This is a genomic window from Rhizobium sp. SG570, assembly GCF_012275345.1.
GTDB lineage: Bacteria > Pseudomonadota > Alphaproteobacteria > Rhizobiales > Rhizobiaceae > Rhizobium > Rhizobium lusitanum.
Genome location: NZ_JAAZQI010000001.1, coordinates 668,957 through 693,521 on the forward strand (window position 1 = coordinate 668,957; position 24,565 = coordinate 693,521).

The 24,565-nt window shown below is 60.8% G+C and carries 25 protein-coding genes; 12 read left to right on the forward strand and 13 right to left on the reverse strand.

Annotation, left to right across the window (positions count from 1 at the left end; genetic code table 11):
* Positions 1-112: 112 nt before the first annotated feature.
* Positions 113-826, forward strand: coding sequence for a TIGR02117 family protein (locus tag FHT28_RS03215; protein WP_210255665.1), 714 nt, complete (start codon positions 113-115; stop codon positions 824-826).
* Positions 827-952: 126 nt separating this feature from the next.
* Entirely contained in the window at positions 953-1,588 is a 636-nt protein-coding gene (locus FHT28_RS03220) for a VOC family protein (RefSeq protein ID WP_168595556.1), read from the forward strand.
* 30 nt (positions 1,589-1,618) lie between these two features.
* On the opposite strand, the gene bluB is transcribed toward FHT28_RS03220, so the two are convergent.
* Positions 1,619-2,365: a 5,6-dimethylbenzimidazole synthase gene (gene bluB, locus FHT28_RS03225; protein WP_246704793.1), complete on the reverse strand. Its 747-nt coding sequence runs from the start codon at positions 2,363-2,365 to the stop codon at positions 1,619-1,621.
* Between the two features lie 388 nt (positions 2,366-2,753).
* On the opposite strand from bluB, the gene FHT28_RS03230 reads away from it, so the two are divergent.
* Complete coding sequence (locus tag FHT28_RS03230; RefSeq protein WP_037194788.1) at positions 2,754-3,668, forward strand: cation diffusion facilitator family transporter; 915 nt, start codon at positions 2,754-2,756, stop codon at positions 3,666-3,668.
* Position 3,669: 1 nt separating this feature from the next.
* Positions 3,670-4,134 carry a preQ(1) synthase gene (gene queF, locus FHT28_RS03235; RefSeq protein WP_037194787.1) on the forward strand — a complete coding sequence of 155 codons (465 nt, stop codon included), beginning with the start codon at positions 3,670-3,672 and terminating at the stop codon, positions 4,132-4,134.
* A 55-nt stretch (positions 4,135-4,189) separates the two neighbouring features.
* Here queF and FHT28_RS03240 read toward each other — a convergent pair whose 3' ends face one another.
* Complete coding sequence (locus tag FHT28_RS03240; protein ID WP_168595557.1) at positions 4,190-5,002, reverse strand: DUF2076 domain-containing protein; 813 nt, start codon at positions 5,000-5,002, stop codon at positions 4,190-4,192.
* Positions 5,003-5,232: 230 nt separating this feature from the next.
* Between FHT28_RS03240 and FHT28_RS03245 the strand changes: the two genes are divergently transcribed.
* The 3 genes from FHT28_RS03245 to greA all read left to right on the forward strand — a co-directional run bounded on the left by FHT28_RS03245 (position 5,233) and on the right by greA (position 7,704).
* A complete protein-coding gene (locus FHT28_RS03245; RefSeq protein ID WP_037194786.1) occupies positions 5,233-5,820 on the forward strand; it encodes an ATP-dependent Clp protease proteolytic subunit in 588 nt (195 codons plus the stop codon).
* A 263-nt stretch (positions 5,821-6,083) separates the two neighbouring features.
* Positions 6,084-7,046 carry an MYG1 family protein gene (locus FHT28_RS03250; RefSeq protein WP_092576328.1) on the forward strand — a complete coding sequence of 321 codons (963 nt, stop codon included), beginning with the start codon at positions 6,084-6,086 and terminating at the stop codon, positions 7,044-7,046.
* A gap of 175 nt (positions 7,047-7,221) precedes the next feature.
* Positions 7,222-7,704, forward strand: coding sequence for a transcription elongation factor GreA (gene greA / locus FHT28_RS03255; protein ID WP_037194784.1), 483 nt, complete (start codon positions 7,222-7,224; stop codon positions 7,702-7,704).
* 297 nt (positions 7,705-8,001) lie between these two features.
* Here the strand turns inward: greA and FHT28_RS03260 are convergent, their stop codons facing one another.
* From FHT28_RS03260 to FHT28_RS03270, 3 genes are read right to left on the reverse strand one after another with little or no spacing between them, the layout of a single operon-like run.
* A complete protein-coding gene (locus FHT28_RS03260) occupies positions 8,002-8,385 on the reverse strand; it encodes a glyoxalase/bleomycin resistance/extradiol dioxygenase family protein (protein ID WP_047638668.1) in 384 nt (127 codons plus the stop codon).
* Positions 8,351-9,535 carry an MFS transporter gene (locus FHT28_RS03265; RefSeq protein WP_168595558.1) on the reverse strand — a complete coding sequence of 395 codons (1,185 nt, stop codon included), beginning with the start codon at positions 9,533-9,535 and terminating at the stop codon, positions 8,351-8,353. The genes FHT28_RS03260 and FHT28_RS03265 overlap by 35 nt, the downstream gene beginning before the upstream one ends.
* A gap of 22 nt (positions 9,536-9,557) precedes the next feature.
* Positions 9,558-10,343, reverse strand: coding sequence for a DeoR/GlpR family DNA-binding transcription regulator (locus FHT28_RS03270; RefSeq protein WP_047638666.1), 786 nt, complete (start codon positions 10,341-10,343; stop codon positions 9,558-9,560).
* Between the two features lie 239 nt (positions 10,344-10,582).
* Here FHT28_RS03270 and FHT28_RS03275 point away from each other — a divergent pair, with 239 nt between their 5' ends.
* Both FHT28_RS03275 and leuA read left to right on the forward strand, forming a co-directional pair.
* Positions 10,583-11,767, forward strand: coding sequence for a benzoate/H(+) symporter BenE family transporter (locus FHT28_RS03275; RefSeq protein WP_037194780.1), 1,185 nt, complete (start codon positions 10,583-10,585; stop codon positions 11,765-11,767).
* Between the two features lie 327 nt (positions 11,768-12,094).
* Entirely contained in the window at positions 12,095-13,807 is a 1,713-nt protein-coding gene (gene leuA, locus FHT28_RS03280; protein WP_037194779.1) for a 2-isopropylmalate synthase, read from the forward strand.
* A 61-nt stretch (positions 13,808-13,868) separates the two neighbouring features.
* On the opposite strand, the gene FHT28_RS03285 is transcribed toward leuA, so the two are convergent.
* The 6 genes from FHT28_RS03285 to FHT28_RS03310 all read right to left on the reverse strand — a co-directional run bounded on the left by FHT28_RS03285 (position 13,869) and on the right by FHT28_RS03310 (position 19,442).
* Entirely contained in the window at positions 13,869-15,713 is a 1,845-nt protein-coding gene (locus FHT28_RS03285) for an ABC transporter ATP-binding protein (RefSeq protein WP_037194778.1), read from the reverse strand.
* Between the two features lie 270 nt (positions 15,714-15,983).
* A complete protein-coding gene (locus FHT28_RS03290; protein ID WP_037194776.1) occupies positions 15,984-16,187 on the reverse strand; it encodes a hypothetical protein in 204 nt (67 codons plus the stop codon).
* 99 nt (positions 16,188-16,286) lie between these two features.
* Positions 16,287-17,111, reverse strand: coding sequence for an anti-sigma factor (locus FHT28_RS03295; RefSeq protein ID WP_051963390.1), 825 nt, complete (start codon positions 17,109-17,111; stop codon positions 16,287-16,289).
* A gap of 21 nt (positions 17,112-17,132) precedes the next feature.
* Complete coding sequence (locus FHT28_RS03300) at positions 17,133-17,648, reverse strand: RNA polymerase sigma factor (RefSeq protein ID WP_037194773.1); 516 nt, start codon at positions 17,646-17,648, stop codon at positions 17,133-17,135.
* Positions 17,649-17,862: 214 nt separating this feature from the next.
* Positions 17,863-18,429, reverse strand: coding sequence for a hypothetical protein (locus FHT28_RS03305; protein WP_047638663.1), 567 nt, complete (start codon positions 18,427-18,429; stop codon positions 17,863-17,865).
* 92 nt (positions 18,430-18,521) lie between these two features.
* A complete protein-coding gene (locus tag FHT28_RS03310; protein WP_244655168.1) occupies positions 18,522-19,442 on the reverse strand; it encodes a metallophosphoesterase in 921 nt (306 codons plus the stop codon).
* Positions 19,443-19,606: 164 nt separating this feature from the next.
* On the opposite strand from FHT28_RS03310, the gene FHT28_RS03315 reads away from it, so the two are divergent.
* Positions 19,607-20,005, forward strand: coding sequence for an NUDIX domain-containing protein (locus tag FHT28_RS03315; RefSeq protein WP_234903806.1), 399 nt, complete (start codon positions 19,607-19,609; stop codon positions 20,003-20,005).
* A 48-nt stretch (positions 20,006-20,053) separates the two neighbouring features.
* On the opposite strand, the gene FHT28_RS03320 is transcribed toward FHT28_RS03315, so the two are convergent.
* Positions 20,054-21,043: a glutathione S-transferase family protein gene (locus FHT28_RS03320; protein ID WP_168595559.1), complete on the reverse strand. Its 990-nt coding sequence runs from the start codon at positions 21,041-21,043 to the stop codon at positions 20,054-20,056.
* Positions 21,044-21,390: 347 nt separating this feature from the next.
* On the opposite strand from FHT28_RS03320, the gene FHT28_RS03325 reads away from it, so the two are divergent.
* Together FHT28_RS03325 and FHT28_RS03330 are read left to right on the forward strand one after the other, a co-directional pair.
* On the forward strand, positions 21,391-21,963 hold the full coding sequence (locus FHT28_RS03325) for an N-acetyltransferase (protein ID WP_047562663.1): 573 nt from the start codon (positions 21,391-21,393) through the stop codon (positions 21,961-21,963).
* A gap of 143 nt (positions 21,964-22,106) precedes the next feature.
* A complete protein-coding gene (locus tag FHT28_RS03330) occupies positions 22,107-24,098 on the forward strand; it encodes a PhoX family phosphatase (RefSeq protein WP_168595560.1) in 1,992 nt (663 codons plus the stop codon).
* A gap of 39 nt (positions 24,099-24,137) precedes the next feature.
* Here the strand turns inward: FHT28_RS03330 and FHT28_RS03335 are convergent, their stop codons facing one another.
* Positions 24,138-24,563 (reverse strand): GNAT family N-acetyltransferase, encoded by a 426-nt coding sequence (locus FHT28_RS03335; RefSeq protein WP_168595561.1) that lies wholly within the window; start codon positions 24,561-24,563, stop codon positions 24,138-24,140.
* Positions 24,564-24,565 lie beyond the last annotated feature (2 nt).

The following is a 24,565-nucleotide window of genomic DNA, read 5'->3' on the forward strand; positions in this document are numbered from 1 at the left end:
GGCTGCGGATTTAAACATCCCCATGCACTCGGAAAAAGTGCATGGGGATGTTTTTTGCCTTGAAAGAGCCAACAAGCACTTGAAGACATCTCATGTCGGGTAGGGCTTCCGGTTGTCGATTGCGAAAATATTCAAACGCGTTCTACTTGCCGTGCTGGCGCTTGTTGCGATTGCCGCTTTCGGAATCGCCGTGCCGCGGCCGCTCTGGCATGACGAGCCTGCGCTGGCCGAACGTTCCCATCGCATCCTCGTGCTCAGCAATCCCATTCATACGGATATCGCCATCCCCGTCGACGACGATCTCATGGCCCGCTTCGGTTTTCTGCGAGCGGCGGGGCTTGATCTCGACAATCCGAACCTGCGCTACCTCGTTTTCGGCTGGGGCGGCCGGAGCTTCTATACTGAGACGCCGACCTGGGCGGACCTGAAGGTGGAACCGGTGCTGAAGAGTTTCACCTTGGATCAGTCCGTCATCCATGCCGAGTTGGCGGGCGCCATCCCAGAAAATGCGCCTGCGGTGACCGTGCTCAGCATCGATGACGGCGGCCTTGAGCGGTTGAAGCAATTCGTCCTCGACAGCCTTGCGCAGGCTGATAGCGGACCGGTGTCCCTGCCGGGCAGCAATTACGGCGAGAACGATGCGTTCTTCGAAGCGAGGGGATATTTCAATGCACTGATGGGATGCAATACTTGGACGGCCGCCGGATTGCGGCAGGCGGGATTGACCTCGGGTCTATGGACTGCGCTGCCGTGGATGCTGCGGCTGTCGCTCAGCCTGCATAATGCGCGCGATCGTTTTGCTGCAAGCCTTTCATCTACCGAATAGCTGTAGGAGCCGGTTTGACTTGCCAATGGTTGTAAATTAGTCTTTTCACGTTCCCGTGGGGCACATCGGCATTGGGGCCGAAAGGGCTAAGCCCGCCCGCTGACAACCCTCAGCAGGAATGTGCCCATGCCGACCCTTGATACCTATCGCAAACAAGCCAAGCTATTGCTGCGCTGGCACCGTGACGGCGATTATTCCATCGGAGAAAGAGTTAGAACGCTGGAGCGCTTCAAATCGCTGACCGACCGCGAGGTCTTGGCGATGAAGTTACCGCTGACACTGGCGCAGGAAATCGTCGCCATCGAAGCGGGCCACAAGAGCTGGGCCGAGCTGAAAGCCATGGCAGTGGATGCGCCCAAGGTGCCGACCGCTTCGCCGGAGCCGCCTGTCATTATGAATGTGGTTCCGATCCTCTTCGTGCGGGACGTGACCGCGAGCGCGGCCTTCTTTGGGGATAGGCTGGGCTTTCTGGTGGATTTCCTACACGGCGCACCGCCTTTCTATGGCGCGGTTTCGCGTGACGGTATCTGCCTGCATTTGCGGCTCGTCCATCAGCCTTTTTTTGCGGCCGCCGCCGCGCGCGAGAAGTCGCTGATCCTGGCTTCGATCGAGGTCTCCAATGTCCAGGGACTGTTCGAGGAATTCAAGGCCAAGGGCGTGGAGTTTGCGCAGCCGCTTGCGAAGCAGGCGTGGGGCGGCACCGATTTTCACGTGCGCGATCCGGACGGGAACGTGATCTCGTTTGTGGCATTCAAATCGTGATATTCGGACTATCGGTGATGGTGACGGAGCTTAGGGCTCCTCGCCATCCTGCCAGCATTCCTCGAAGATCAGCCTGGCGAGCGGCAGCCGGTCGCGCCAGCCCTTCACGGAAAGTTCCGGCATGTCGTAGAGTTCGTCGACATAACCGACGCACAGCCAGGCGACGATCTTGACGTGCTCGGGTATGCCCAGGATCGTCTTGATGGCCTCTTCGTGGAAAATGCTGACCCAGCCGACGCCGACACCTTCGGCGCGCGCGGCGAGCCAGAGATTCTGGACGGCGCAGACGGTCGAATAGACATCCGTCGCCGGATTATGCGTGCGGCCAAGCACCACAGGGCCGCCACGCGTGGTATCGCAGGTGATGCAGATGCTGAGCGGCGCCTTGCGGATGCCCTCCAGCTTCAGCCGCTGATATTGCGCGCGCCGATCGCCCTCGAACATTGCGCAGGCTTCCTCGTTTGCCTGATGGAACGCCTGCCAGACGCGTTCGCGCGTTTCCGGCTGACGGATCAGAATGAAGTTCCACGGCTGCATGAAGCCGACCGAGGGGGCGGAATGGGCCGCCTGCAGCAATCGCCTGACGAGGTCCTCCGGCAGCGGGTCGGACCTAAACTGGTCGCGCACGTCGCGTCGGGTCTCGATGGCGCGATAGACTGCGTTGCGCTCTCCCTCGGAGAACGCGCCGGCCGCGATCAGATGATCCGATACGCCTGCCGGAGCATCGGCGATGGAGGGCGCAAGATTGGCGTCGGTGGGGTCGTCAAGAGCAGACATGTTCAACCATGGTTTCGTGAGGGAGCGGCGGTTCGTCGGTCGATGCCGTCCACCTTCGCATATCGGGCTGAAGCACAGCTTAGTGCGCGATCGCAAGCGAAACTACCAGCACGATTCTTCACAGGCGAGCATATAATCGGCTTCCAATTGCCGCGAAGCGTCGTTTCAAGTGGATTTCTCCCCATGCTCCGCCCTTCGTTTGAACCGCCCGCTCGGGAGGAATTGTGCTGAGAAATGTGCCGCCTCCTTTGACAAATGAGGCGTCGTGCATCATATAACCCGTCAATGAACCGCCTGCGCGAAACTCGCGCGGGCGGTTTTGCATTTCAACGGCGCGTTTTTTGCAATTCATTCGCATATGCATGGCGCGCGGATATCGGAGAAGGGTATGAGCGGGCAAGGAAACGACACGATCAGGCGGCTCGCCCTGTGGGGCATTCCGCTGTCGCTTGGCGTCATGGGGTTGAAGATGCTGGCCTGGTGGCTGACGGGCTCCGTGGCGCTTTTGTCCGACGGCCTGGAGTCCCTCGTCAACGTCGTCGCCGCCTTGATTGCCTTCTTTGTCATCCGTTACGCGCAGAAGCCGGCCGACCACGATCATCCCTTCGGCCATCACAAGGCGGAATATCTTTCCGCCGTCACCGAGGGGGCGATGATCATCGTTGCGGCGCTGATGATCGTGCAGGAAGCGGTGGGGCATTTGGGCAATCCGCAGCCGATGCAGGCTCCGGCGCTCGGACTTGCGATCAACGTCGTCGCCGGCGTCATCAACAGTGTCTGGGCCTTGACGCTGATCCGCGCGGGCAAAGCGCATCGCTCGCCGGCGTTATTGGCGGACGGGCAGCACATCATGTCCGACGTCTATACCTCGATCGGCGTGCTGATCGGCCTGCTGCTGGCGCTTGGCACCGGTCAGCCGATCTTCGACCCCGTGCTTGCCATTCTTGTCGCCATCAACATTCTCTATCAGGGCTGGATGGTCATCTCCAGTTCCATCGACGGGCTGATGGACAAGGCCGTGTTGCCGGAGGAGGAGAGCGCGATCAAGGATGCGATCGCCAAGAATGCCGAGGGGTCGCTTGGCGTGCACGATCTGAAGACGCGCCGGGCGGGATCCGTGACCTTTGTCGATTTCCATATGGTAGTACCCGCCGCCATGCCGGTGCGTGACGCGCATCGCATCTGCGACCGCCTTGAAGACGCCATACGGGTGATCCATGCGGGCGCCGAAATAACCATTCATGTGGAGCCCGAGGGCGAGAAAGCCCACGGAATCCGCGTCAAAGTGATCAAGGAGGCCTGATATGCCCAATACCGATGTTTCCGGCCTGTCGATGCTCGGCAGCCAGACAGAAACGGCAGCGAACCCAGAAGCGGCCGTTCTCGAAAAAGTGCCGTCCGGCCATGCCGGCACGGATTATGTCGTCCGCTTCACGGCGCCCGAATTCACCTCGCTTTGCCCGATGACGGGTCAGCCGGATTTCGCCCATATCGTCATCGATTACGTGCCGAACGAATGGCTGGTGGAATCGAAGTCGTTGAAGCTCTTCCTCCATTCCTTCCGTAACCACGGCGCATTTCACGAGGATTGCTCGATCTACATCGCCAAGCGTCTGGTGGAACTGCTGGACCCCAAGTGGTTGCGCATCGGCGCCTACTGGTATCCGCGCGGCGGCATCCCGATCGACGTCTTCTGGCAGACCGGCAAGCCGCCGGAAGGCGTATGGCTGCCGGATCAGGGCGTGCAGCCCTATCGTGGTCGAGGCTGAACAAAAAGCCGCCGTCTGATGGCGGCTTTTTCTTTGAGCTCACGATAGCCTGGTGTCAGGCAAACGAGCTGTCGTCGCCGCCATTGTCGAACGAATCGTCATTGGCGTCGTCCTGGGCGTCCTGCGCGGCGTCCTGGGCGTAATCGGCGGCACTCTGATCATTCTGATCGCTATTATCGTCATTGCCGAAATAGTTGTTGTTGATGATCGTTTCCTGCACTGGCTGTTCGGCTGCATTGGCCGCCGTGCCTCCGAAGAGGCCGCTGCCGGAATTTCCACCGAAGAGACCGCCGCCAGTGCCGCCCAGATGCGGGCTGAACAGGCTGGAGAGCGATTCCGCCAGCATCACGCCGCCGGCGACGCCGGCTGCCGTGCCGAGAGCGCCGCGCAGGAAACTGCCGCCGGCCGAGGGGGCTGCTGCCTGCTGGCTCCACGGGCCGGATGGCTGCGGCTGCTGGCCGCCCCATGGGCCTGGCTGCGGTTGGGCGTTGCGGGCATAATCATCATAGAGACGACCCTGCTGTTGCGGATATCCGGCCTGAGGCGCCGGCGCGCGCGGCGGCTGGCCACCGCCGAAGAGGGAACCGAGCCCGCCGAGGAAACCGCCGCTCTGACCCTGCGGATGGCTGTCGGCCCCCTGCTGCTCGAGCTCGTGCACGCGCGCTTCGAGCTGCTGGATGCGATCGGCGGCAGCCTTCATGCCCTGTTCCTGCATGATAACGGCCTGCGCCAGGAAATACGGCGCGTAGGGCTGGTCGCGAACCGACTGGTTGATGAAGGTCTCCGCATCGGCGTCGCGTTGAGCGCTGGATGCGGCGCGCACGCGGTCGAAGAGAGAGGTGAGCAGTTGACGTTCTTCAGGCGACATGATGGCCTCCTTGGCTATCTGTTGCTGCAAATTTGGGACGCGATCCTCATCGCGCTGACCTGACGTAGGATCCAATGTCGGCTTTTCAAAGCCTTTCAAGTTACATTTCGGTAATCCGCAGCCATAACACCATGTTCCCTGGTGCTATTCCCGCCTTGTCTTTTTCCGGCATTGTTTTACGGATTGAGTCGCACTATGTGCGGTGAACGACGCATCTGCTGGAGAGTTGAATGAACGACGAAGACGAACAGGAAGACAAGAAGACGGAGCTGCCCTTGGGCAAGGACGCGGAGGCGAATCTTTTCAAGTCGCGTTCGATCTTCATTTATGGCGGCATCACGCAGGAACTGGCGCAGAAGACCTGCGCGCAGCTCGTAGCGCTCGCCGCCGCCAGCGACGAAGACATCCGCATCTATGTGAATTCGCCCGGCGGCCACGTCGAATCAGGCGATTCCATTCACGACATGATCAAGTTCATCAAGCCGAAGGTCTGGATGATCGGCACGGGTTGGGTCGCTTCCGCCGGTGCGCTGATCTATGTCTCGGTTCCCAAGGAGCGCCGTGTTTGCCTGCCGAACACGCGCTTCCTGCTGCACCAACCGTCCGGCGGCACGCGCGGCATGGCCTCCGACATCGAGATCCAGGCGCGCGAGATCATCAAGATGAACGAGCGCCTGAACAGGATCTTCTCGGAAGCCACCGGTCAGCCGGTCGAAAAGATCGCCAAGGATACGGACCGCGACTACTGGCTGTCCGCCGAAGAAGCCAAGACCTATGGTCTGGTCTCGCGCATCGTGACGTCGCAGGCGGAAATCTGATCTAGCAGATTTTGCTTATCGAGAGCCCTCGTTTGCCGGCAGGCAGGCGAGGGCTTTTTGTGCGGTGAAAGCTGTTTGCCACGGCTGCCCTTGCCCAACGCAGACACCGATCCACCCCGTTCGAAACGTTCCGTATTGTCGCTCGAGGTAGGGAACGACTAACGCACCAGAAGAGCGAATGACGGGTTGAGCTGACGTCCAGCAACGGCTATCTGGTGCCAACCTCAAGACGATCCTCCGCAAACAACAAGGCACATCCCGGCATGATCCCAGATTTCCTCGTCACCCATTCCGGTGGCTTCCATGCCGACGAGCTGCTGTCCAGCGTCATCCTGACCCGGCTCTTCCCGCAGGCTCGCCTGATCCGCAGCAGGGCGCAGGAATGGATCACACCCGGCGCCGACCGCATCATCTACGATGTGGGCGGAAAATATGATGCCGCGGAGCGGATCTACGATCACCATCAGCGCGGTGCGCCGCTGCGGGACGATGGCCAACCCTACAGTTCGTTCGGATTGATCTGGAAGCACTATGGCCGTGATTATCTCGCCGCCTTCGGTCTTCCTGAAGCAAATATCGATGCCGTACATGCCTCGTTCGATGCCAGCTTTGTGCTGCCGGTCGATCTGGTGGACAATGGCGCGCTCAGCCCCTCCGTTGCCGGGCCGCTGGCCGGGCTCACGCTGCCGGCGCTGCTGGAAACCTTAAAACCGGTGTTCGACGAGACCGATCCCGAGGCCGACGATCGCGGCTTCCACACCGCGCTGGCCATCGCACGTAGTTTCGTTGAGGCAAGGATAGGTCAAAGTGCTGCAAAATTGCGGGCCGAGGCACTTGTGCACCAGGCAATCGTGGATACCGGCGAGGGGCGGGTTCTGGAACTCCCGATGGGAATGCCGTTCCGTCCGGCCATCGTGAAGGCGGGCGCGGATCATTTGCTGTTTGTCGTTCACCCGCGCGAAAAGGACTGGTGCCTGACCGGTATCCGCCGCGCCCAGGAAGGGTTTGAGCTGCGGGCCGATCTGCCTGCGGCTTGGGCTGGCCTGACGAATGGTGATCTGGAGGCGGCTTGCGGCGTAGAGGGCGCGAGCTTTTGCCACAATGGCCGTTTCATCGCCGCCGCCGCGACCCGCGAGGCCGCCCTCGCCATGGCCGCGCTGGCAGTAAGGGAAGCGCTTTCCACCGGGCAGGCATCGGCAGCCGAAGCCGGCCTTGTTCCAAGCTGAACTATTCTTGTCGTCCGGGACGACCGGAAACGTCGCAGTCCGTGGGGCGATATCGGCCACCGATGGGCCAAGATTGGCGGTTCGTCCATTGTCGGTGTATTTATGGTTCTGACAGTGCAGCGGCAATCGTCCCGATGTGCTGCAAGAACGCGCCGCGCCCGAAGGGAGTTCAAGATTGGCTGTTGCCTTCACCAAGGAAGAGAGTTTCGAAACCGCTTCGGAAACCCTGATACCTGATCGCCCAATTTCGGCGCATCCGAATCTTGTGACGGAAGCGGGGTTGAAGGCTCTGGAGTTGCAGCTCCAGCAAGCGCGCGAGGCTTACGATGCTTCGAGCACAATCGAAGACGTGAACGAACGTCGCCGGCAGGCAGCAAGCCCCTTGCGCGATCTGCGTTACTTTGCGGCAAGAGTTCGCACGGCTCAGCTTGTCCCTGACCCGACTTCGATTGACACCGTCGCCTTCGGGAGCACGGTGACCTTCAGCCGTGACGATGGGCGCGTGCAGACCTATCGCATCGTCGGAGAGGATGAAGCGGACCCCAAGGCCGGTTCGATTTCCTTCGTATCCCCGGTGGCAAGGCTTCTGATCGGCAAGGCTGTCGGAGATGTCGTCAGCGTGGGTGATCAAGAGCTTGAGATCACTGCCATCTCGTAGAGCGCCCAACTGGCCGCCGTGCGAAAGCGACGGCTCGACGACATTCTCGAACAGTTTATGACTCTCTGAAGTCGCCGGTCAGCCGGAGAGCGCATCATTAAGGGTTATGAGCTGAGGATTTGCCGGCATGCACTGTTGGTGAAAGTGGTTTCACAACCGGGATGTCCTTGACCAGAAGAAAGTACTGGCGGCGGGATCGGCCGCCGCCAGCGTTCGCCGCTTGGGAGGGTGCAACGTTTCCGGGGGCGGCGAATTCGAAAAAATCGGATGACGAGCGTCGTCCGGCCTGCATGCTTTCTACGTCGTGATCTCGATCGGAGTTCCGTCCGGCATGGTAATAACCGCCTCGTAGAAACCGTCGCCCGTTGTCCGGGGCCCGGATTTCAGGCAGCCATCCGTCTTGCATCGCTCGGCCAGCGCATCGACGGCCGCCCGGTCGCCCAGCGATATTGCGATATGGTCCCAACCGACGCGTTCGTCATGCGTATCGGCTGGAAGCCATGGGCCGGTCATCAGTTCGACCTGGTCGAGCCCCGCAGGCAGATGCACGAAGCGGGAAATGAAGCCGGGGCGGCGCTGGCTGTGATAGGGCTCGCCGACGGTCGCCCCGAAGTACTTCATCCAGAACGCCGCTGCGGCGTCGATATCACGTGTCCACAGAGCGGTATGAGCGATACGCATTTGCTTCCTCCTGGCCCTGGGGGCGGGTAACGATGCCGGCGCATAGAGGTGCGGCGCACAGCAATATGGCGAGCATCCAGAAGGAGCCGGGCAAGCCGACATGGTTCGCGACGAAGCCCACACTGGCAGGCCCGATCAACACGCCCGCATATCCGCACATGGTGATGGCGGCGACAGCCAGCCCCGCCGGCATGACCGTCTGCGTCCCTCCCTTGCGGAAGAGCACCGGCACGATGTTGGAGGCGCCAAGCCCGATCAGCAGAAAGCCGCTCATGGCAAGGATCGCGATCGGGCTCAGCAGCAGAACGACGAACCCGGCCACCGCGACGAGGCCGCCCCATAGCATGATCGCCCTGTCGCCGAGCTTCGCCGTGATGGTATCGCCGGCCAGGCGCCCTGCTGTCATGGCAATCGCAAACAGCATGTAGCCGAGGCCGCCATGGCTGGCCTCGACCCTGCCTTGCGTGGTGAGCAGCAGGGCGCTCCAATCGAGAATGGCGCCTTCGACGAGGAAGGTAATGGCGGCGAGGACGGCAAGCAGCAAAACAAAGCTGCGGGGAATGGCGAAGAGCGGCGCATCCTCCGACGGAACGGTCCTGAGCAGCCGGGGCCATGCGACGACCATGGCGAGTACCATCAGGGCAGAAGATAGCAATGTTGCGACCAGAGGGCCGGCGTGAACGGATAGCAACAACGTCACCAGCAACGAGCCGATAAAGCCACCAATGCTAAAAAGAGCATGAAAGCCCGACATCAGAGGCCGGCCTGCGCCTTTTTCCACCTCGACAGCGTGAATGTTCATCGCGACGTCGAGTGATCCGAGCGATGCGCCAAACACGGCGAGGGTGATGCCCAGCGTGAATGGCGTGCTGGCTATGGTGAGGATCGGCAAGGTGAGCGCGAGCCCCAATCCGCCCGCAATAATGATGGGTTTGCTGCCGTAGCGTGCGCTCAACATGCCGGTGGCAAGCATCGCGGCGACCGAGCCGAGGCCTAGGCAAAGCAGCAATATGCCCAGCACACCGTCATCGACCCCGAGCCGGGCCTTGGCGAAGGGGACGAGGGGAGCCCAACAAGCGAGACCAAATCCCGCGATCAAAAAAGCCAGTCGTGTTGCCAGCCGAGTTTCCGGCCGATCAGCGGATTGCATGATGATTCCCCGTCTTTCGAGATCAGGACGATGAAGTGATGTCGTTCGGCTTCACGAGAGCGAAACCAGCTTCGACCGCGGCTTCCACGTCGCCAGCTGGCAGGTCGTCTTCGACAATCAGCCAATCGATATCGGCGGCACCGCCGATGCGATGCGCCGCACGCTCGTGAAACTTTTCTGACGTTGCTATGGCGATGCGCGACGCGCTGCGTTTGATGAGCGTCCGTTTGAAAATGGCGTCCGCGTGTTCATGCACGCTGATGCCGTTTCTCGCCGAAACCGCGCAGGCACCCACGAAGCAGCGATCGATATTCATGTTCTCGATGGCTGCGACCGCCGTCGCGTCGACGCTGCCTCCGACGATGGCATTGACCACGCCGCCGATGAGGATGAGCTCGAAGTCGCCACGGTTCATGATGGCAGCCGCTATGTCGATGGAGTTTGTGGCAATCGTCAGTTCGCTGTTCTTCGGCAGCAAGTCAACGATCGCAAGGTTCGTGCTGCCGCTGTCGAGAAATACAAACTCGCCCGGTTCGATCATGCTGGCGGCTGCTCGCGCCAGCGCCCTTTTTCGATCGGATGTCTGCCCGATCCGCGCAGAGATGGGCTGCGAGGGCGTCAGGAGAGGAAGCGCACCGCCATAGACGCGCCGGCATTTGCCCTCGGCGGCAAGCGCCCTCAGATCCCGGCGCACGGCATCCTCGGAAACGTTGAACTCGGCCGCAAGCGATGCGGCGACGATCTGCCGTCCGTCCGCAAGCCGTGCTTCTATGACGTCGCGGCGGGACAAGGGAAGTGAATTGCTCATGAATTTGCATTAACGTGCAGAAACGAGAGAGTCAATCTGCATGTTTGTGCATGTTTGATGATCTGCGATGATCATGTGTCGATGGCCGGCAAGTTGCATTGTCCACTTCGGCACCGTTCGCCGATGGCCGGTCTTGCTGTCATCGTTGCCACTTTGCCCGGGAACTGCACTTGCACGCCCGCTGCTTGTGATGCTCCATGGGGGCTCAATCGTCTTTTCCGCCCTGAGTCTTCGCCGCCATGCTCAAAGATTTCTCCATCCAAAGCCTGTTCATGGGGTGCCTCACGGCCTTTGTCGGCTTTGCCAGTTCCTTTGCCGTCGTTTTCCACGGTCTGCAGGTTGTCGGCGCGACGGATGCGCAGGCGGCGTCCGGCCTGATGGCTCTTTCGGTTGCAATGGGTCTTTGCGCCATCGTGCTGAGCGCAGTGACCAGATTGCCCATCAGCATTGCCTGGTCGACGCCCGGCGCGGCGCTGCTTGCGAGCGCCGGTGCGATCGAGGGCGGCTTTCCAGCGGCGGTCGGGGCTTTCTTCATCTGCGGTGTCCTGATCGTCATTGCCGGGCTGTTCCGGCCGTTCGGCCGTGCGGTGGCTTCCATCCCCGCGCCGCTGGCCAACGCTATGCTTTCGGGCGTGCTGCTTGGCCTGTGTTTTGCGCCGGTGAAGGCGATTGCCTTCAATCCCGCATTTGGCCTGCCGATTATCCTTGCCTGGATCATTGTCGGCTCCTTCAAGCGGTTGTGGGCAGTGCCGGCGGCACTTGCCGCTTTCGCCCTGGTGCTGGCTTTCGGCGTGAAAATACCGGATGGTGCATTCGCTTCGCTCGAGCATTCGCTGTTGCCGACTGTGGAACTGGTGAAACCGGTCTTCACCATCGCCGGCCTCGTCTCCATCGCGCTGCCGCTATTCATCGTGACCATGGCGTCGCAGAATATCCCCGGCATCGCGGTGCTGAAGGTCCATCACTACGATCCCAAGCCGGGCCCGCTATTTGCGATCACCGGTGTGTTTTCGCTGTTGGCCGTGCCCTTCGGCGGCCATGCGGTCAATCTTGCGGCGATCACGGCCGCCATGTGCGCCGGCCAGGATGCGCATGCGGATCCCAAGCGGCGTTACTGGGCTGCGATCGTTGCCGGGATCGGCTATATTATCCTGGGATTGCTCGCCAGTGCCGTCACCGCTTTCGTGGCGCTGGCACCGCAGATCCTGATCGAGGCGGTCGCCGGCTTGGCGCTGGTCGGCGCGCTGTCGAACTCAGCTCTCAATGCTTTCCAGCGGGCGGAATCGCGCGAGGCTGCCGCGATTACATTTCTGGTGACGGCATCGGGTGTTTCCTTCGGCGGAATTTCCGGCGCCTTCTGGGGCTTGCTTGCCGGCGGATTGATGATGGCGCTGTCGCGCGGCGTGCAGCTGCTGAAGAAGTGAGCAGGGGGTTGCTTCTTTGTTGTCGCGCGGCTATAAGCGCGACCATGAAGTTGACTGGCGCAAAGATTTCCGAACAGATTGCACGTGGGCGCTTCGCCCTGCGTGACAATACGCGCGCCCTGACATCGCTTCTCCTCCTCGGCCTTACGCGCGGTTGCCGGGTCCTTTGAGGAGCGCCCGGCGGCCGAAAAGCCCGCTGGCCATCGCTCCTCGCGACTTACCCTAAAATCGACAGTACACCCGCGAGGGGTCCGCATTTATCATCGCCAAGCCGCATCCGATCGGCTAAGACGCGGGATAAATGACGGGAAAGGAAGAGACGAAACCATGGACGCAAACAGCCATTCCCCCAAAGGCATGCCCGAAGCAACGGTGAAATACCGCGCCTATCCCCAGATCAACATTCCCGACCGGACATGGCCGTCCAAGGTCATCACCAAGGCGCCGATCTGGTGTTCCGTCGACCTGCGCGACGGCAATCAGGCGCTGGTCGATCCGATGGGTCACGACCGCAAGGCGCGCATGTTCCAGCTGCTGCTGGACATGGGCTTCAAGGAAATCGAAATCGGTTTCCCCTCGGCCTCGCAGACCGACTTCGACTTCGCCCGCTGGTGCATCGAGCAGGGCAATGTGCCTGACGATGTATCGTTGCAGGTACTGGTGCAATGCCGTCCGGAATTGATCACCCGCACTTTCGAGGCTCTCGAAGGCGCTAACAAGCCGATCGTCCATTTCTACAATTCCACCAGCGAATTGCAGCGCCGCGTGGTGTTTGCCAAGGACGTGCAGGGCATCAAGCAGATCGCCGTCGATGCGGCGAAGATGATCAGCGACATGGCGGCCAAGGCCGGCGGCGGCTATCGCTTCGAATATTCGCCGGAAAGCTTCACCGGCACCGAGCTGGATGTGGCGCTGGAGATCTGCAACGCTGTCATCGGCGTGATGAAGCCGACGCCGGATAACAAGCTGATCATCAACCTGCCGTCGACTGTGGAAATGGCGACACCGAACATCTACGCCGACCAGATCGAATGGATGTGCCGCAATCTCGACAATCGCGAAAACCTGATCATCTCTCTGCACCCGCACAATGACCGCGGCACAGGCATCGCCGCCGCCGAGCTGGCCTTGATGGCCGGCGCCGACCGCGTCGAAGGCACTCTGTTCGGCAATGGCGAGCGCACCGGCAACGTCGATGTCGTCACCATGGCGTTGAACATGTTCACGCAGGGCGTCGATCCAGAGCTGGATTGCTCCAACATCGAGCGCATGAAGGAAGTCTTCGAATATTCCAACCAAATGGCGATCGGCGAGCGTCACCCTTACGTCGGCGAATTGGTCTACACCGCCTTTTCCGGCTCGCACCAGGATGCGATCAACAAGGGCATGAAAGCTGCCAAGGTCGCCAACCATCCGGTCTGGGAAGTGCCCTATCTGCCGATCGACCCGCAGGATGTCGGCCGCACCTATGAGGCGATCATCCGCATCAACTCGCAATCCGGCAAGGGCGGCATCGCCTATATCATGCAGCAGGACTACGGTTTGAACCTGCCGCGCAATCTGCAGGTGGAATATCGCGAAGAGATCCAGCGCATCACCGATGAGGAAGGCAAGGAATTGCCATCCAAGCGCATCTACGAGCATTTCATCGAGCGCTACGTAACGCAGCCGGGTGCCCGCCTTCGCTTCGTCGATCATCACACCTTCGCCGATCCCGAGCGTAAGGGTCAGCGCATCGTCGCCGCCGAGATTACCGACAATGGCGAGGTGAAGCGTATCGAAGGGCATGGCAACGGCCCGATCGACGGCTTCATCAACGCGCTCTCGATCTATCTCGGCGTTCCGATGTCCGTCGAAGATTATTCAGAGCATTCGCTGCAGCATGGCTCCAACGCCTCGGCGATCTCCTATGTCGAGATTTCCTATCCGGGCGGTAAGCTCTTCGGTGCCGGCATAAACACCAACATCGTCGCTGCCTCCCTGGAAGCGATCGTCTCGGCGGCAAACCGCGTGCTCGATATCAAGACGGCGAAAGGCTGAGGCCATCAGCCCCTTCTGTTAAAATCCCCTCGGTCACGCCGAGGGGATTTGTTGTTGCGTATCAGCTCGCTGCCGGATCGTCGGCTTCGATGAAGCCGCCGGATTGGTGTGCCCAGAGCGCGGCATAGATGCCGTTGCGGGCGAGCAACTGTGCGTGGGTGCCATCCTCGACGATACGGCCGCCGTCGAGGACGACAATGCGGTCCATCCGCGCGATGGTCGACAGTCGGTGGGCGATGGCGATGACCGTCTTGCCCTCCATGATGCCGTAGAGCGTGTCCTGGATGGCGGCTTCTACTTCCGAATCCAGCGCCGACGTCGCCTCGTCCAGGATCAGGATCGGCGCATCCTTCAGAATGGCGCGGGCGATCGCTATGCGCTGCCTTTGGCCGCCTGAAAGCTGGACGCCGCGCTCGCCGGCATGGGCGTCATAGCGGGTCCGCCCTTCATGGTCCCGCAGGCTGGCGATGAAACCGTCGGCGGCGGCATTTTCGGCGGCCATGACAATCGCGGCCTCTGAAACGCCGGCATTGCCGTGGGCGATGTTGTCGCGAATGGAGCGGTGGAGAAGAGTGGCCTCCTGGCTTACCATGGCGATCTGCCGGCGCAGGCTTTCCTGCGTCACGCGGCGGATATCCTGGCCGTCTATTTCGATGGAGCCGGACTCCGGGTCGAAGAAACGCAGCAGCAGGTTGACGAGGGTGGATTTGCCCGTGCCCGAGCGGCCGACAAGGCCGATCTTCTGGCCCGCCGCAACCCGCAGGGAAACGCCGTCCAGACCGCCATCACCTTTGCCGTAATGGTGGGTGACTTGCTTGAAGGCGATCTCGCCGCGATCGATAGCAAGCGGGTGTGCCCCGGGCGCATCCTCGATCGAGAGAGGCTGCGCCACGGTCAGCAGCGATTGCCGCATCGCGCCAAAATGGGCAAACAGAGAGGAAACGGCATCCAGCATCCATTCCGCCATGCCGGTGATGCGGAAGCTCAGGGCAAGCGAGGCCGCGATCAGGCCGAGCGCCGCGCCGCCCGACTGCCATAGGATCACGGCATAGCCGACCAATGCGACGATCAGGAAACTGCCGAGGAACAGCATGCTCGAATTGACCGTGACCTCGAGTTTCTGCACGCGAACGAAGGTTTCTCGCGCGGTGGCAAAGCGCTGCAGGGCTTCACGATCCTCCGTTTGCGCGTCGGCAAAGAGCTTTATGAGGTCGATATTGGCGTAGGTGTCGACCGTCATGCCCGCAAGAGCGGCATTGGCTCCCTGGAAGTTCTCCGATGCGTGGCGCAACCGTGGGATGACGAAGGCCATCATGCCAAGATAGCAGCAGAGCCATACGATCAGCGGCCAGATCAGGCGCGGATCGATCGAGGCCATCAGCCAGAACGAGCCGGCGACATAGATCGAGACGAAGGACAGGGTATGCAGCACGGCATAGGCAGCACCGGTCGCCGACGTACCGATGTCGCGCACCTGGCTGGCGATGCGCCCGGAGAAATCCTGGCGGAACCAGCCGACTGATTGCCTGAGCACATGACGATGCGCGCGCCAGCGGAACAGCGTCTCGGCATTCGGCCTGAATGCGATGTCGTCAAGGCTCTCTCTGAGATAGCCCGCAAGCGGCCGGCCGATCAACACCAGCGCGGCGGCGGCCAGCAGCCCGGTGCCTTGCGATGCCCAGAGTTCATCCCGCCTGGCTGCTGCCAGATTATCCACAAGCTGGCTGGTATAGCCGATGAGCCAGATTTCGATGGCAGCGCCTATGACGGTCAAGGCCAGACTCATGGCCATGACAGTTCGGAAAGGGCGAAGGTTGGTGATGAGATACCGCCACGTCTGCGACGATGGCTTCAGCTCGCCATAATCCTGGAACGGATCGACGAACTCTTCAAAGCGACGAAACATGAGTGCCCTCCGAGGGCGGGAAATAGCAATCTGATGGGCGGACCGAACAAGCAGTCCTTCACGGCACTGCTTTTCAGCGGTGGTTTCCTGTGCCGTGGGTTTTCATCAAAGTGCTCTCCTCATGGTCGCTGCTGCCTCTATAGCGTGTATCGGCGCCAATGTCAGCAGAAATTGCGCTGCAGCCAGGCAATGCGCCGGCAGCACAGAACGGACCATGATTTCAGAGGTGTCAAAGCCGATGCCGAGTAACGACACGCGCTTGTGGCGCGCTCAGGATTTTTGCTGGGCAAGGACGTCGCGCTGTTTCGTCAACCGCTCGAGCTCTTCTTCCTGTTCGGCGATGCGATCCGACGTCCGTTCTTCGTCCGCCGCGCCGGAAAAGGCGGTGGCTTGCTCGATCAGCTCGCGCAGATTTTCCCTTATTGCCGCAATTCGACTGTCGATTTCCGGGATGGTCAGCAGAATGTCGGACATGGTGAAACTCCAGCGAGAATATAATCCAATGCGATTGACCGCCACCCATTATCCATCGGCTGGCTGGCAGCCGCAAGCTGCAAAGCGAGAGAATGCTTTTTAGATTTCCGAGGATACCCTATTGGCAATCTGGTCGAGCATCGCATCCGAGGAGGGGCCGACGACTGCATAGGTCACGCCATTGCGATGCCAGGATACGATGCTGACATCGTCCTTGATGGTCTCGTCGAAATTGTCGTCATTCGACGCACCGTCGATCTTGGTGAAGCAGATGGCGACGACGTCACCATCCAGGTTCTTGTAGATCAGCTGGCCGACAGGCTTGCCGCCGGCAACGAACATGCGTGCGCCCTGGAACACGAGGCCGTCGGCGGCAAGATCCGGAAAATTGAACTTGACGCCCACCGTGCTCGATAGCCACTTGCCGATCTCATCCAGCTCGCTCGCTTGCAGTTCGACCATATGGTGCGGCTGGCGCGAATAGATGCGATGGTAGGCGGCAATGTCATCCAGCCAGTTGCGCGTCGATGTCTGCGCCGGAGTGGGCGGCGCGGCTGCCGGCATGCCCGGTGGCTGCATGCCGAAGAAATAGCCGATGCCGCCGCCGAGCGCGAACAGGATGAGGGCGGCCGCAAGCGACTGCCTGCCGGTAGGGGCAAGTTTCAGGGATGGCCGGGCAAGACGGGGGGAGGGGTCGCGCGTCTTCGGAGGCTGCGCACTCTTGATGGACCGCACAAGTGCCAGCGGCACCGGTTCCTTCAACACTTCGTCGAAAGCCTTGCGGCCGACATCGGAGCCGTGCTTCAGTTCATCGAAAATCCGCCGCGCGTCAGGATCGGAAGCAATGAGCTTTTCCAGCTCGTCCTTCTCTTCGCGGCTCGTCTCGCCATCCATGAAGGCGGACAAACGAACTTCGAGCGGCATTTTCTTCATGTCCTGCAATGCTTAAAACCTTCGAGACGAGCGGCTGTGGCCTTGGGAGGCAAGATAGAGACGGGCGCTGGAGAGCCGCGATGTCACTGCCGACAAGGGAATGCCGAGAATATCGGCCGCCTGCTTGTAGTTATGCCCTTCGACTTCGACCAGCAGGAAGACACTGGCAAGTCCTTCGGGCAAAGATGTGACCAAACGGTGCGCTTCTCCGTCTTCCACCGGATTGGTATGCGTAGCCGATGCCGCCGGCTCGCCCTGTTCCAGGGCACTGCCTTTGGCGGCGGGGCGCAGCTTGTGGCGCCGGGCTTCGTCGACCCATTGGTGTCGGGCCATCGTATAGAGCCAGCTTTCCAATTTGCCACCGCCGTTCCAAAGATGGAATTTAGCGATGCCGCGCTGACAGACGCTCTGGACGAGTTCGTCCGCATCGGTCAAATCGCCGGTGAGTGTCACCGCGAAGCGGCGAAGCTTCGGGAGAAGGCCGACCAGATCGCGTCTGATGTCGATGGCTGCTACCGGCGTGGGCATGGTCGTTCCAGAGAGGTGTTGGAGGTTGTCACACTGGCGATGCCTTTCCGCAAATGACGGCCTTTCCCTTGTGAAAGGTCATGCGAGCGGAATGATCGTCCTGTGTTGGTATGAACCATTTCTATGCCGTTTCGCAAGTCTTCAAAAATTGCTCGCGCACTTGCCTGCCGTCGTTCGAGTGCCGTGCCGTCAGGGCCCCGCGCCCCCGCATGCCCTAATAGGTGACCTGGCCCTTCAGCGATTGCAGCAGCGAGCGATATGCCCAGGTATTTTCACCGCCACGGTCACGGATTTCGACAAGCTGCACGCGCGCGCCCTGGACATCGCCCTGCTCGAGGAGGGCTTGTCCCATATAAGAACGCGCAAGAATATAGTTTTCGTCGCGTTGCAGGGCCTTGCGGTAGTAGCTCATGCCGAGCTCCATACGACCGGCCTTGCGGTTGGAATAGCCGAGATAATTGAGGATGCGGGGATCGGCCTGATTCTTGGCGAGCTTCAGGACAGTGATGGCGTTGTCGTACTGGCCGGCATAGGCGAATTCGCGCGCAGCCTGGAACAACTGATCATCGTTGAAGCCGCTTTCCTTCGGCTTCACGCATTCCTTCTTGTCCTTGTCCCACACCTTGCCGTCTGTGCACTCGGTCGTGGTCTTGCTCTTCGGTGGTGGCGCTGTTTCGTCGTTTTCCGTGCCGGCGGCGAAGGCGTGCAGGCTGGCGGTGAGCAAAAATCCGGCCGTAAGCGCCATCATTGCGGAGCTCTTCTTGGCGACCTTAAAACCCATGCTATCCTCCGGGAATCCGATAGTTCGATTGTAGCTCCGTATCTTCAAAAACGCTACCGAAACGACGCGGTCGGTGGACACAAAACACGAGATCATAGCGCCAGAATATCGACGCCTTCGGCCTCGACACCCTCGCCTCTGGCATCGAGGCTGTAGCGTTCAGCCTTCAGTTCCCAGGCGCCGGGGCGACCGGCAATGGTGAAGAGATTGTAGGCGGCGCGCGGCTTCAGTCCGCCGGCGCCCTGCGAGGCCGAAGCGATGCCGACGACCGGCACCGGGCCGGTGTGTCCGCGCAGCCAATGCACGGTGTTGAGGTGCGTATGGCCGTGAAGGACCAGTTCGGCGCCGCCCGTCGAGATGGCGGCCGCAAAGCGCCGAATACCGATCATGCGCTTGTAGAAGCTGGTCGCGCCGCGGATCGGCGGGTGATGGATCATGACGACGCGAAAGAGCCCGGCATCGCCGGCGGCGCGAAGCAAGTTCACCGTTTCGCGCGCCTGGCGGGCGGAGTAAAAGCCGCTGGCGGCGAAGGGAGGCGTGGCGAAGGCTGTGGAGCAGCCGATCAGCGCAACCTGATCGCGAACGCGCAGATACGGGAAGATATGCTGGTCTTCCGGCCATTCTGCCGGCGCGCGATCACCCCTGACATAGGGATACCAGGCGCGCATGGCTTTCTCATATGACCCTGGCACATAGGCATCGTGATTGCCGGGAACGACCGAGGTGTCGAGCGGGTCGCCGACCGTCTTCAGCCATGCCGCCGCCGTTTGGATCTCGATGCCGCTCGCGAGGTTGACGAGATCGCCTGTCACGGCAAGATGATCGACTTGCTTCGCCTTGATGTCGTCGAGAAGGAGATCGAGCGTACCGCCAAAAAGGTGCTTGCGCCGGTTCCGATGCCAGTTCACAAATCCGGTAATGCGTTTGGAGGCGAGTTCTCTGATCGAAAGGCGTGGCAGGGGACCTAGGTGAATATCGGAAATATGCGCGAGCTTGAACATGGGATGAGACATAGCCCACTCTTTTGTCAAAACAAATACATCCCCTGTCTGATTACGGATCGACGAAGCGTCGGAGTTCAGGCATGAGCGACGAGATCTCTCGCGACGAAGAGCGCGGGCTGGGCGTGCGGCTGCTCGGCTTTGCGCTGCATACCTATTTCGCGCTGACCCGCAGCATGACGCTCGGCGTGCGCGCGGCCTGCTTCGACGGCGAAGGGCGAATTTTCCTGGTGCGGCATTCCTACATCGCCGGATGGCACATGCCCGGCGGTGGTGTCGAACGCCATGAGACGGTGGAGCAGGCGCTTGCGAAGGAGCTGCGGGAGGAAGGCAATCTGGTGATATCGGGCAGGCCGCAGCTCTTCCACGTCTATTTCAACAACCGCACCAGCAGACGCGACCATGTCGTCTTCTACCGTGTTGAGGTAACGCAGACCGCGCTACGCAAGCCGGATCGCGAAATCGTCGAAAGCGGCTTCTTTCCTCTCGACGCGCTTCCCAAGGGCGCGACCAAGGCGACCTATAGGCGGCTGAAGGAACTGGAGGGGGCGGAGCCTCCCTCGAACTATTGGTGACATCAGCCTCGCCATCGACGGCCACGGCGAGGCTTGTCCAGTTCCAACTCAGGCAGCCTTTGCCAATCCCTCCCGGCCATGCGGGCGATCGAAATCAAGGTCCGGGCCGATGGGCACGATGCCCGTCGGGTTAATTGTCTTGTGGCTGCGATAGTAGTGGTTCTTGATATGGGCGAGGTTCACCGTTTCGGCCACGCCGGCAACCTGATAAAGATCGCGCAGATATGCCGAGAGGTTCGCATAGTCGGCAATGCGGCGGATGTTGCATTTGAAATGGCCGACATAGACGGCGTCGAAGCGAACGAGTGTGGTGAACAGCCGCCAGTCGGCCTCCGTCAGCCGATCTCCGAACAGGTAGCGCTTCGTCGATAGCCGCTTGTCGAGCATATCGAGCGTCTCGAAGAGGCGACGGGCATTTTCCTCGTAGGCCTCCTGCGCTGCAGCGAAGCCGGCTTTGTAGACGCCGTTGTTGACAGTGTCGTAGACGATCTCGTTCAGCGTATCGATGTCCGATCGCAGGTCTGCGGGATAGAAATCCTCCCTTGATCCGGTCAACGCATCGAAGGCGCTGTTGAACATGCGGATGATTTCGGCTGACTCATTGTTGACGATCGTGCCGGTCCGCTTGTCCCAGAGAACGGGGACCGTCACACGACCGGAATAGTGCGGATCGGCCTTGACGTAGATTTCCCAAAGCGCCTTGGCGCCGAAAAGGGGATCGAGCGTCCCTCCGTCTTTCCCTTTGAATTCCCAGCCGTTTTCCAGCATCAACGGATCGACGATCGAGACCGGGATCAGATCCTCGAGCTTCTTCAGCCTGCGGAAGATCAGGGTGCGGTGCGCCCAGGGGCAGGCAAGCGAAACGTAGAGATGGTAGCGTCCGGCCTCGGCCTTGAAGCCTCCGGTTCCAGTCGGGCCGGGTGTGCCGTCCGGGGTGATCCAGTTACGGAACTGCGATGCGGCCCGCTTGAAATGGCCCTTTGTCTCCTTGGTGTCGTACCAGACGTCGTGCCAGACGCCGTCAACCAACATGCCCATTGTTCTGTCCTTTCGGAAATGCTGCTGCGAACTTAACCTCGAAGATACGGCATGCCGACCGAATTTCGAGACGATAAACGATGAACACTGCGTTGCTGGCATGATCGGCAGGCATCGGAGGCGTTCCACTTGGGTCACATCATCGTGCAGACACGATCAGCGTCAACAAGCAGCGGCCCGCATTTTACATTGGACGCGCCGGATATTTCCTGCTATCGGGCTTGTCACACTTTGAGGACCGCTTGTCATGAAAGTCACCAGAAGCCTGCGACGACGCCGATGATCCCGAACGCTCGATGAGCGCCTTCGAGAACAATTCCGTCTGTCTATATGGTTTCCTTGGTCTAATGTACAAGCACGATCTGGTCTACCTCACTGAGGATGCGTCGCACGACGCTGTCATCGAACTCATCAACGAAGAAGCATTCGGTCCCGGCCGGTTCACCCGTGCCGCTGCACGGATTCGCGAGCAGGGGCCGCATGATCGCACGCTGTCCTTCATCTGCGCCGACGACGGAGAAACGATCGCCTCTGTGCGCATGACGCCGGTGCTTGCCGGCTCGGTCAAGGGGCATCTGCTTGGGCCGCTCGCGGTCCGGCCCTCGCACAAGAACCAGGGTATCGGCCGCGAACTCGTGCGGATTGCTGTCGAAGCCGCCAAACGCAAGGGGTCGGAAGCGGTCATCCTTGTCGGCGACCCGCCCTATTACGGCCCGCTCGGCTTCGAAAAGGTCGCTTATAACGCCCTGACGTTTCCGGGTCCGGTCGATCCCAACCGCGTTCTGGTCGTGCCGATTGCCGCCGACACGCATGAGCGGCTGCATGGTTCGATCGTCTGGCGTGACGGTTCTGTTCCGGCCGTTGTTGCCGAAGACGAAGATGCGAATGAGATGGTGCCGCTGACCGCAATTGCGGTCTAGCGGCCGTATCATCCACAGCTGTACCTAAGCCCGTGGCTCTCGCATTCCGACGCACGGTCATTTTTCATCGACCTGTCATATAGCCAACCTAAGAGTTTTCCTCGCCCTATTCCGGGCGATTGCTAAACTTTGGGGGTAAAGCAATGACAGGAAATCTCACACAGAAAGACATATTCCCGACCAGTCAGCTCGAAGAAGCCGACGGGGAGGGACACAACTGCACCGACAATCCGACGATGGGGGAAATCATCAGTCGTCGTTTTTCGCGCCGTGGCTTCCTGCAAGGGTCGCTCGCCGTTTCCGCCATCGCTGCAACGGTGGGGCCCGTTGCTTTGATGAGCGCTGAAAAGGCACGCGCAGCCGGCGGTTCCGCCTTCATTTTCAAGGAGATCGAAGCCGGTGTCGATGCCGATCATCATGTCGCGGAAGGTTATGATGCGAATGTCCTGCTGCGCTGGGGCGATGCGGTTTTCGCTGACTCACCTGCCTTCGATCCGAAGAACCAGACGGCAGAAGCACAGCGCCGCCAGTTCGGCTACAACAACGACTATGTCGGCTATATCCCGCTCGGCGGCTCGTCCGAGCACGGCCTGCTGGTCGTCAATCACGAATACACCAATCCGCACCTGATGTTTCCGGGCCTGGTGACCGTTGCGGACGGCAAGATCAAGCAGGCACCGCTGAGCAAGGAGCAGGTGGATATCGAAATGGCAGCCCATGGCGGCACCATTGTCGAGATCCGCAAGGTCGACGGCAAATGGCAGGTCGTGCCTGATGGCAAGTACAACCGTCGCATCACGACCATGACCGAGATGCAGCTCACCGGCCCGGCAGCGGGCGACGAGCGGCTGAAGACGGTGGCAGACGCCAGCGGCAAGAAGGTGGTCGGCACGCTCAACAACTGTGCCGGCGGCGTAACGCCCTGGGGCACCTACATCATGGCCGAGGAAAACTTCCACGGCTATTTCTCCGGCAAGCTGCCCGAGGGCCACAAGGAGGCCGCCAACTACAAGCGCTACGGCGTGCCGGAAGGCGGATATGAGTGGGCGAACTTCCACGACCGCTTCGACCTCGGCAAGGAACCGAACGAGCCCAACCGCTTTGGCTGGATCGTCGAAGTCGACGCCTTTGATCCGCAGTCGGTACCGAAGAAGCGCACGGCGCTCGGACGCTTCAAGCACGAGGGCGCTGCCAACATCATCTCGAAGGATGGCCGCGTGGTCTTCTATCTCGGCGATGACGAACGCTTCGACTATGTCTACAAGTTCGTGACCGCTGCTGCCTATAACGAGGCTGACCGCGCCGCCAACCTCGACTTGCTCGACAACGGCACGCTCTATGTCGCCAAGTTCGCCGACGACGGCGCGCTGCAATGGCTGCCGCTGACGTTCGGACAGGGTCCGCTGACGACGGAAAACGGCTTTACGAGCCAGGCTGACGTGCTGATCGAAACCCGCCGCGCCGGTGATCTGCTCGGGGCGACGAAGATGGACCGCCCGGAGGACATCGAACCCAATGCCGTCAACGGCAAGGTCTATGTGATGCTGACCAACAATACCAAGCGCAAGGCGGAACAGGTGAATACCGCCAACCCACGCGCCGACAACGCCTTTGGTCACATCATCGAAATCAGCGAGGACGGCGGCGCATTCTCGGCGACGTCAGGCAAATGGGAAGTGCTGCTGAAGTGCGGCGATCCTTCCGTCGCCGCTGTCGGCGCATCCTTCTCCACCGACACGACGAAGAACGGCTGGTTCGGCATGCCGGACAACTGTTCGATCGACGCTGCCGGGCGTCTCTGGGTAGCGACCGACGGCAACAGCAACAAGGCGACCGGCCGTACCGATGGTCTCTGGGCCGTCGATACGGAAGGCGCTGCGCGTGCGACCTCGAAGTTGTTCTATCGCGTGCCTGTCGGTGCCGAACTTTGCGGCCCGCTTTTCCTGCCGGATGACCAGACGGCCTTCGTTGCCGTGCAGCACCCGGGCGATGGTGGCGATGACTGGTCCGGTCACGGCCGTCCGTCCTACTACGAGGACCTGTCGACGCGCTGGCCGGACTTCAAGCCGGACATGCCTGTCCGTCCGGCTGTCGTGGCCATCACCAAGGCCGGCGGCGGCAAGATCGCCGTCTAAGGTTTTGCAATAGAAGCGAAAACCGTCGCCCCGCTGTCATCAGCGGGGCGATAGCTTTTTCTGCAGGAAGAAACGGCTGCGGCCGGTGGGAAATTCCGGCAATTCGCCGAAGATGACATAGCCCTGCCGTTGATAGGCGCGCAGCGCCTGCGGATTGAAGGTGTCGATCCAAGCGCCTTGGCAGCCGCGGGCCATTGCTTCCGCTTCCGCCGCTTCGAGGAGCTTTCCGGCCATGCCCTGACCGCGCAGCGTTTCCGGCACGAACAGCCATGCGGTGAACAACCAGCCCCAGGCCGTGTAGCCCGAAATGCCGCCGATAGTCTTGCCGCTTTCGTCGCGGATCAGCACGGCGAGCGGGCGGCGTTTGGAGGGGCCGACATCGGCAACGTTAAAGGCGGTCAGACCCTCGCTGATTGCAGCAAGTTCGCTTTCGGAGGGGGTATCGGTCACATCGAGGTGCGTCATCG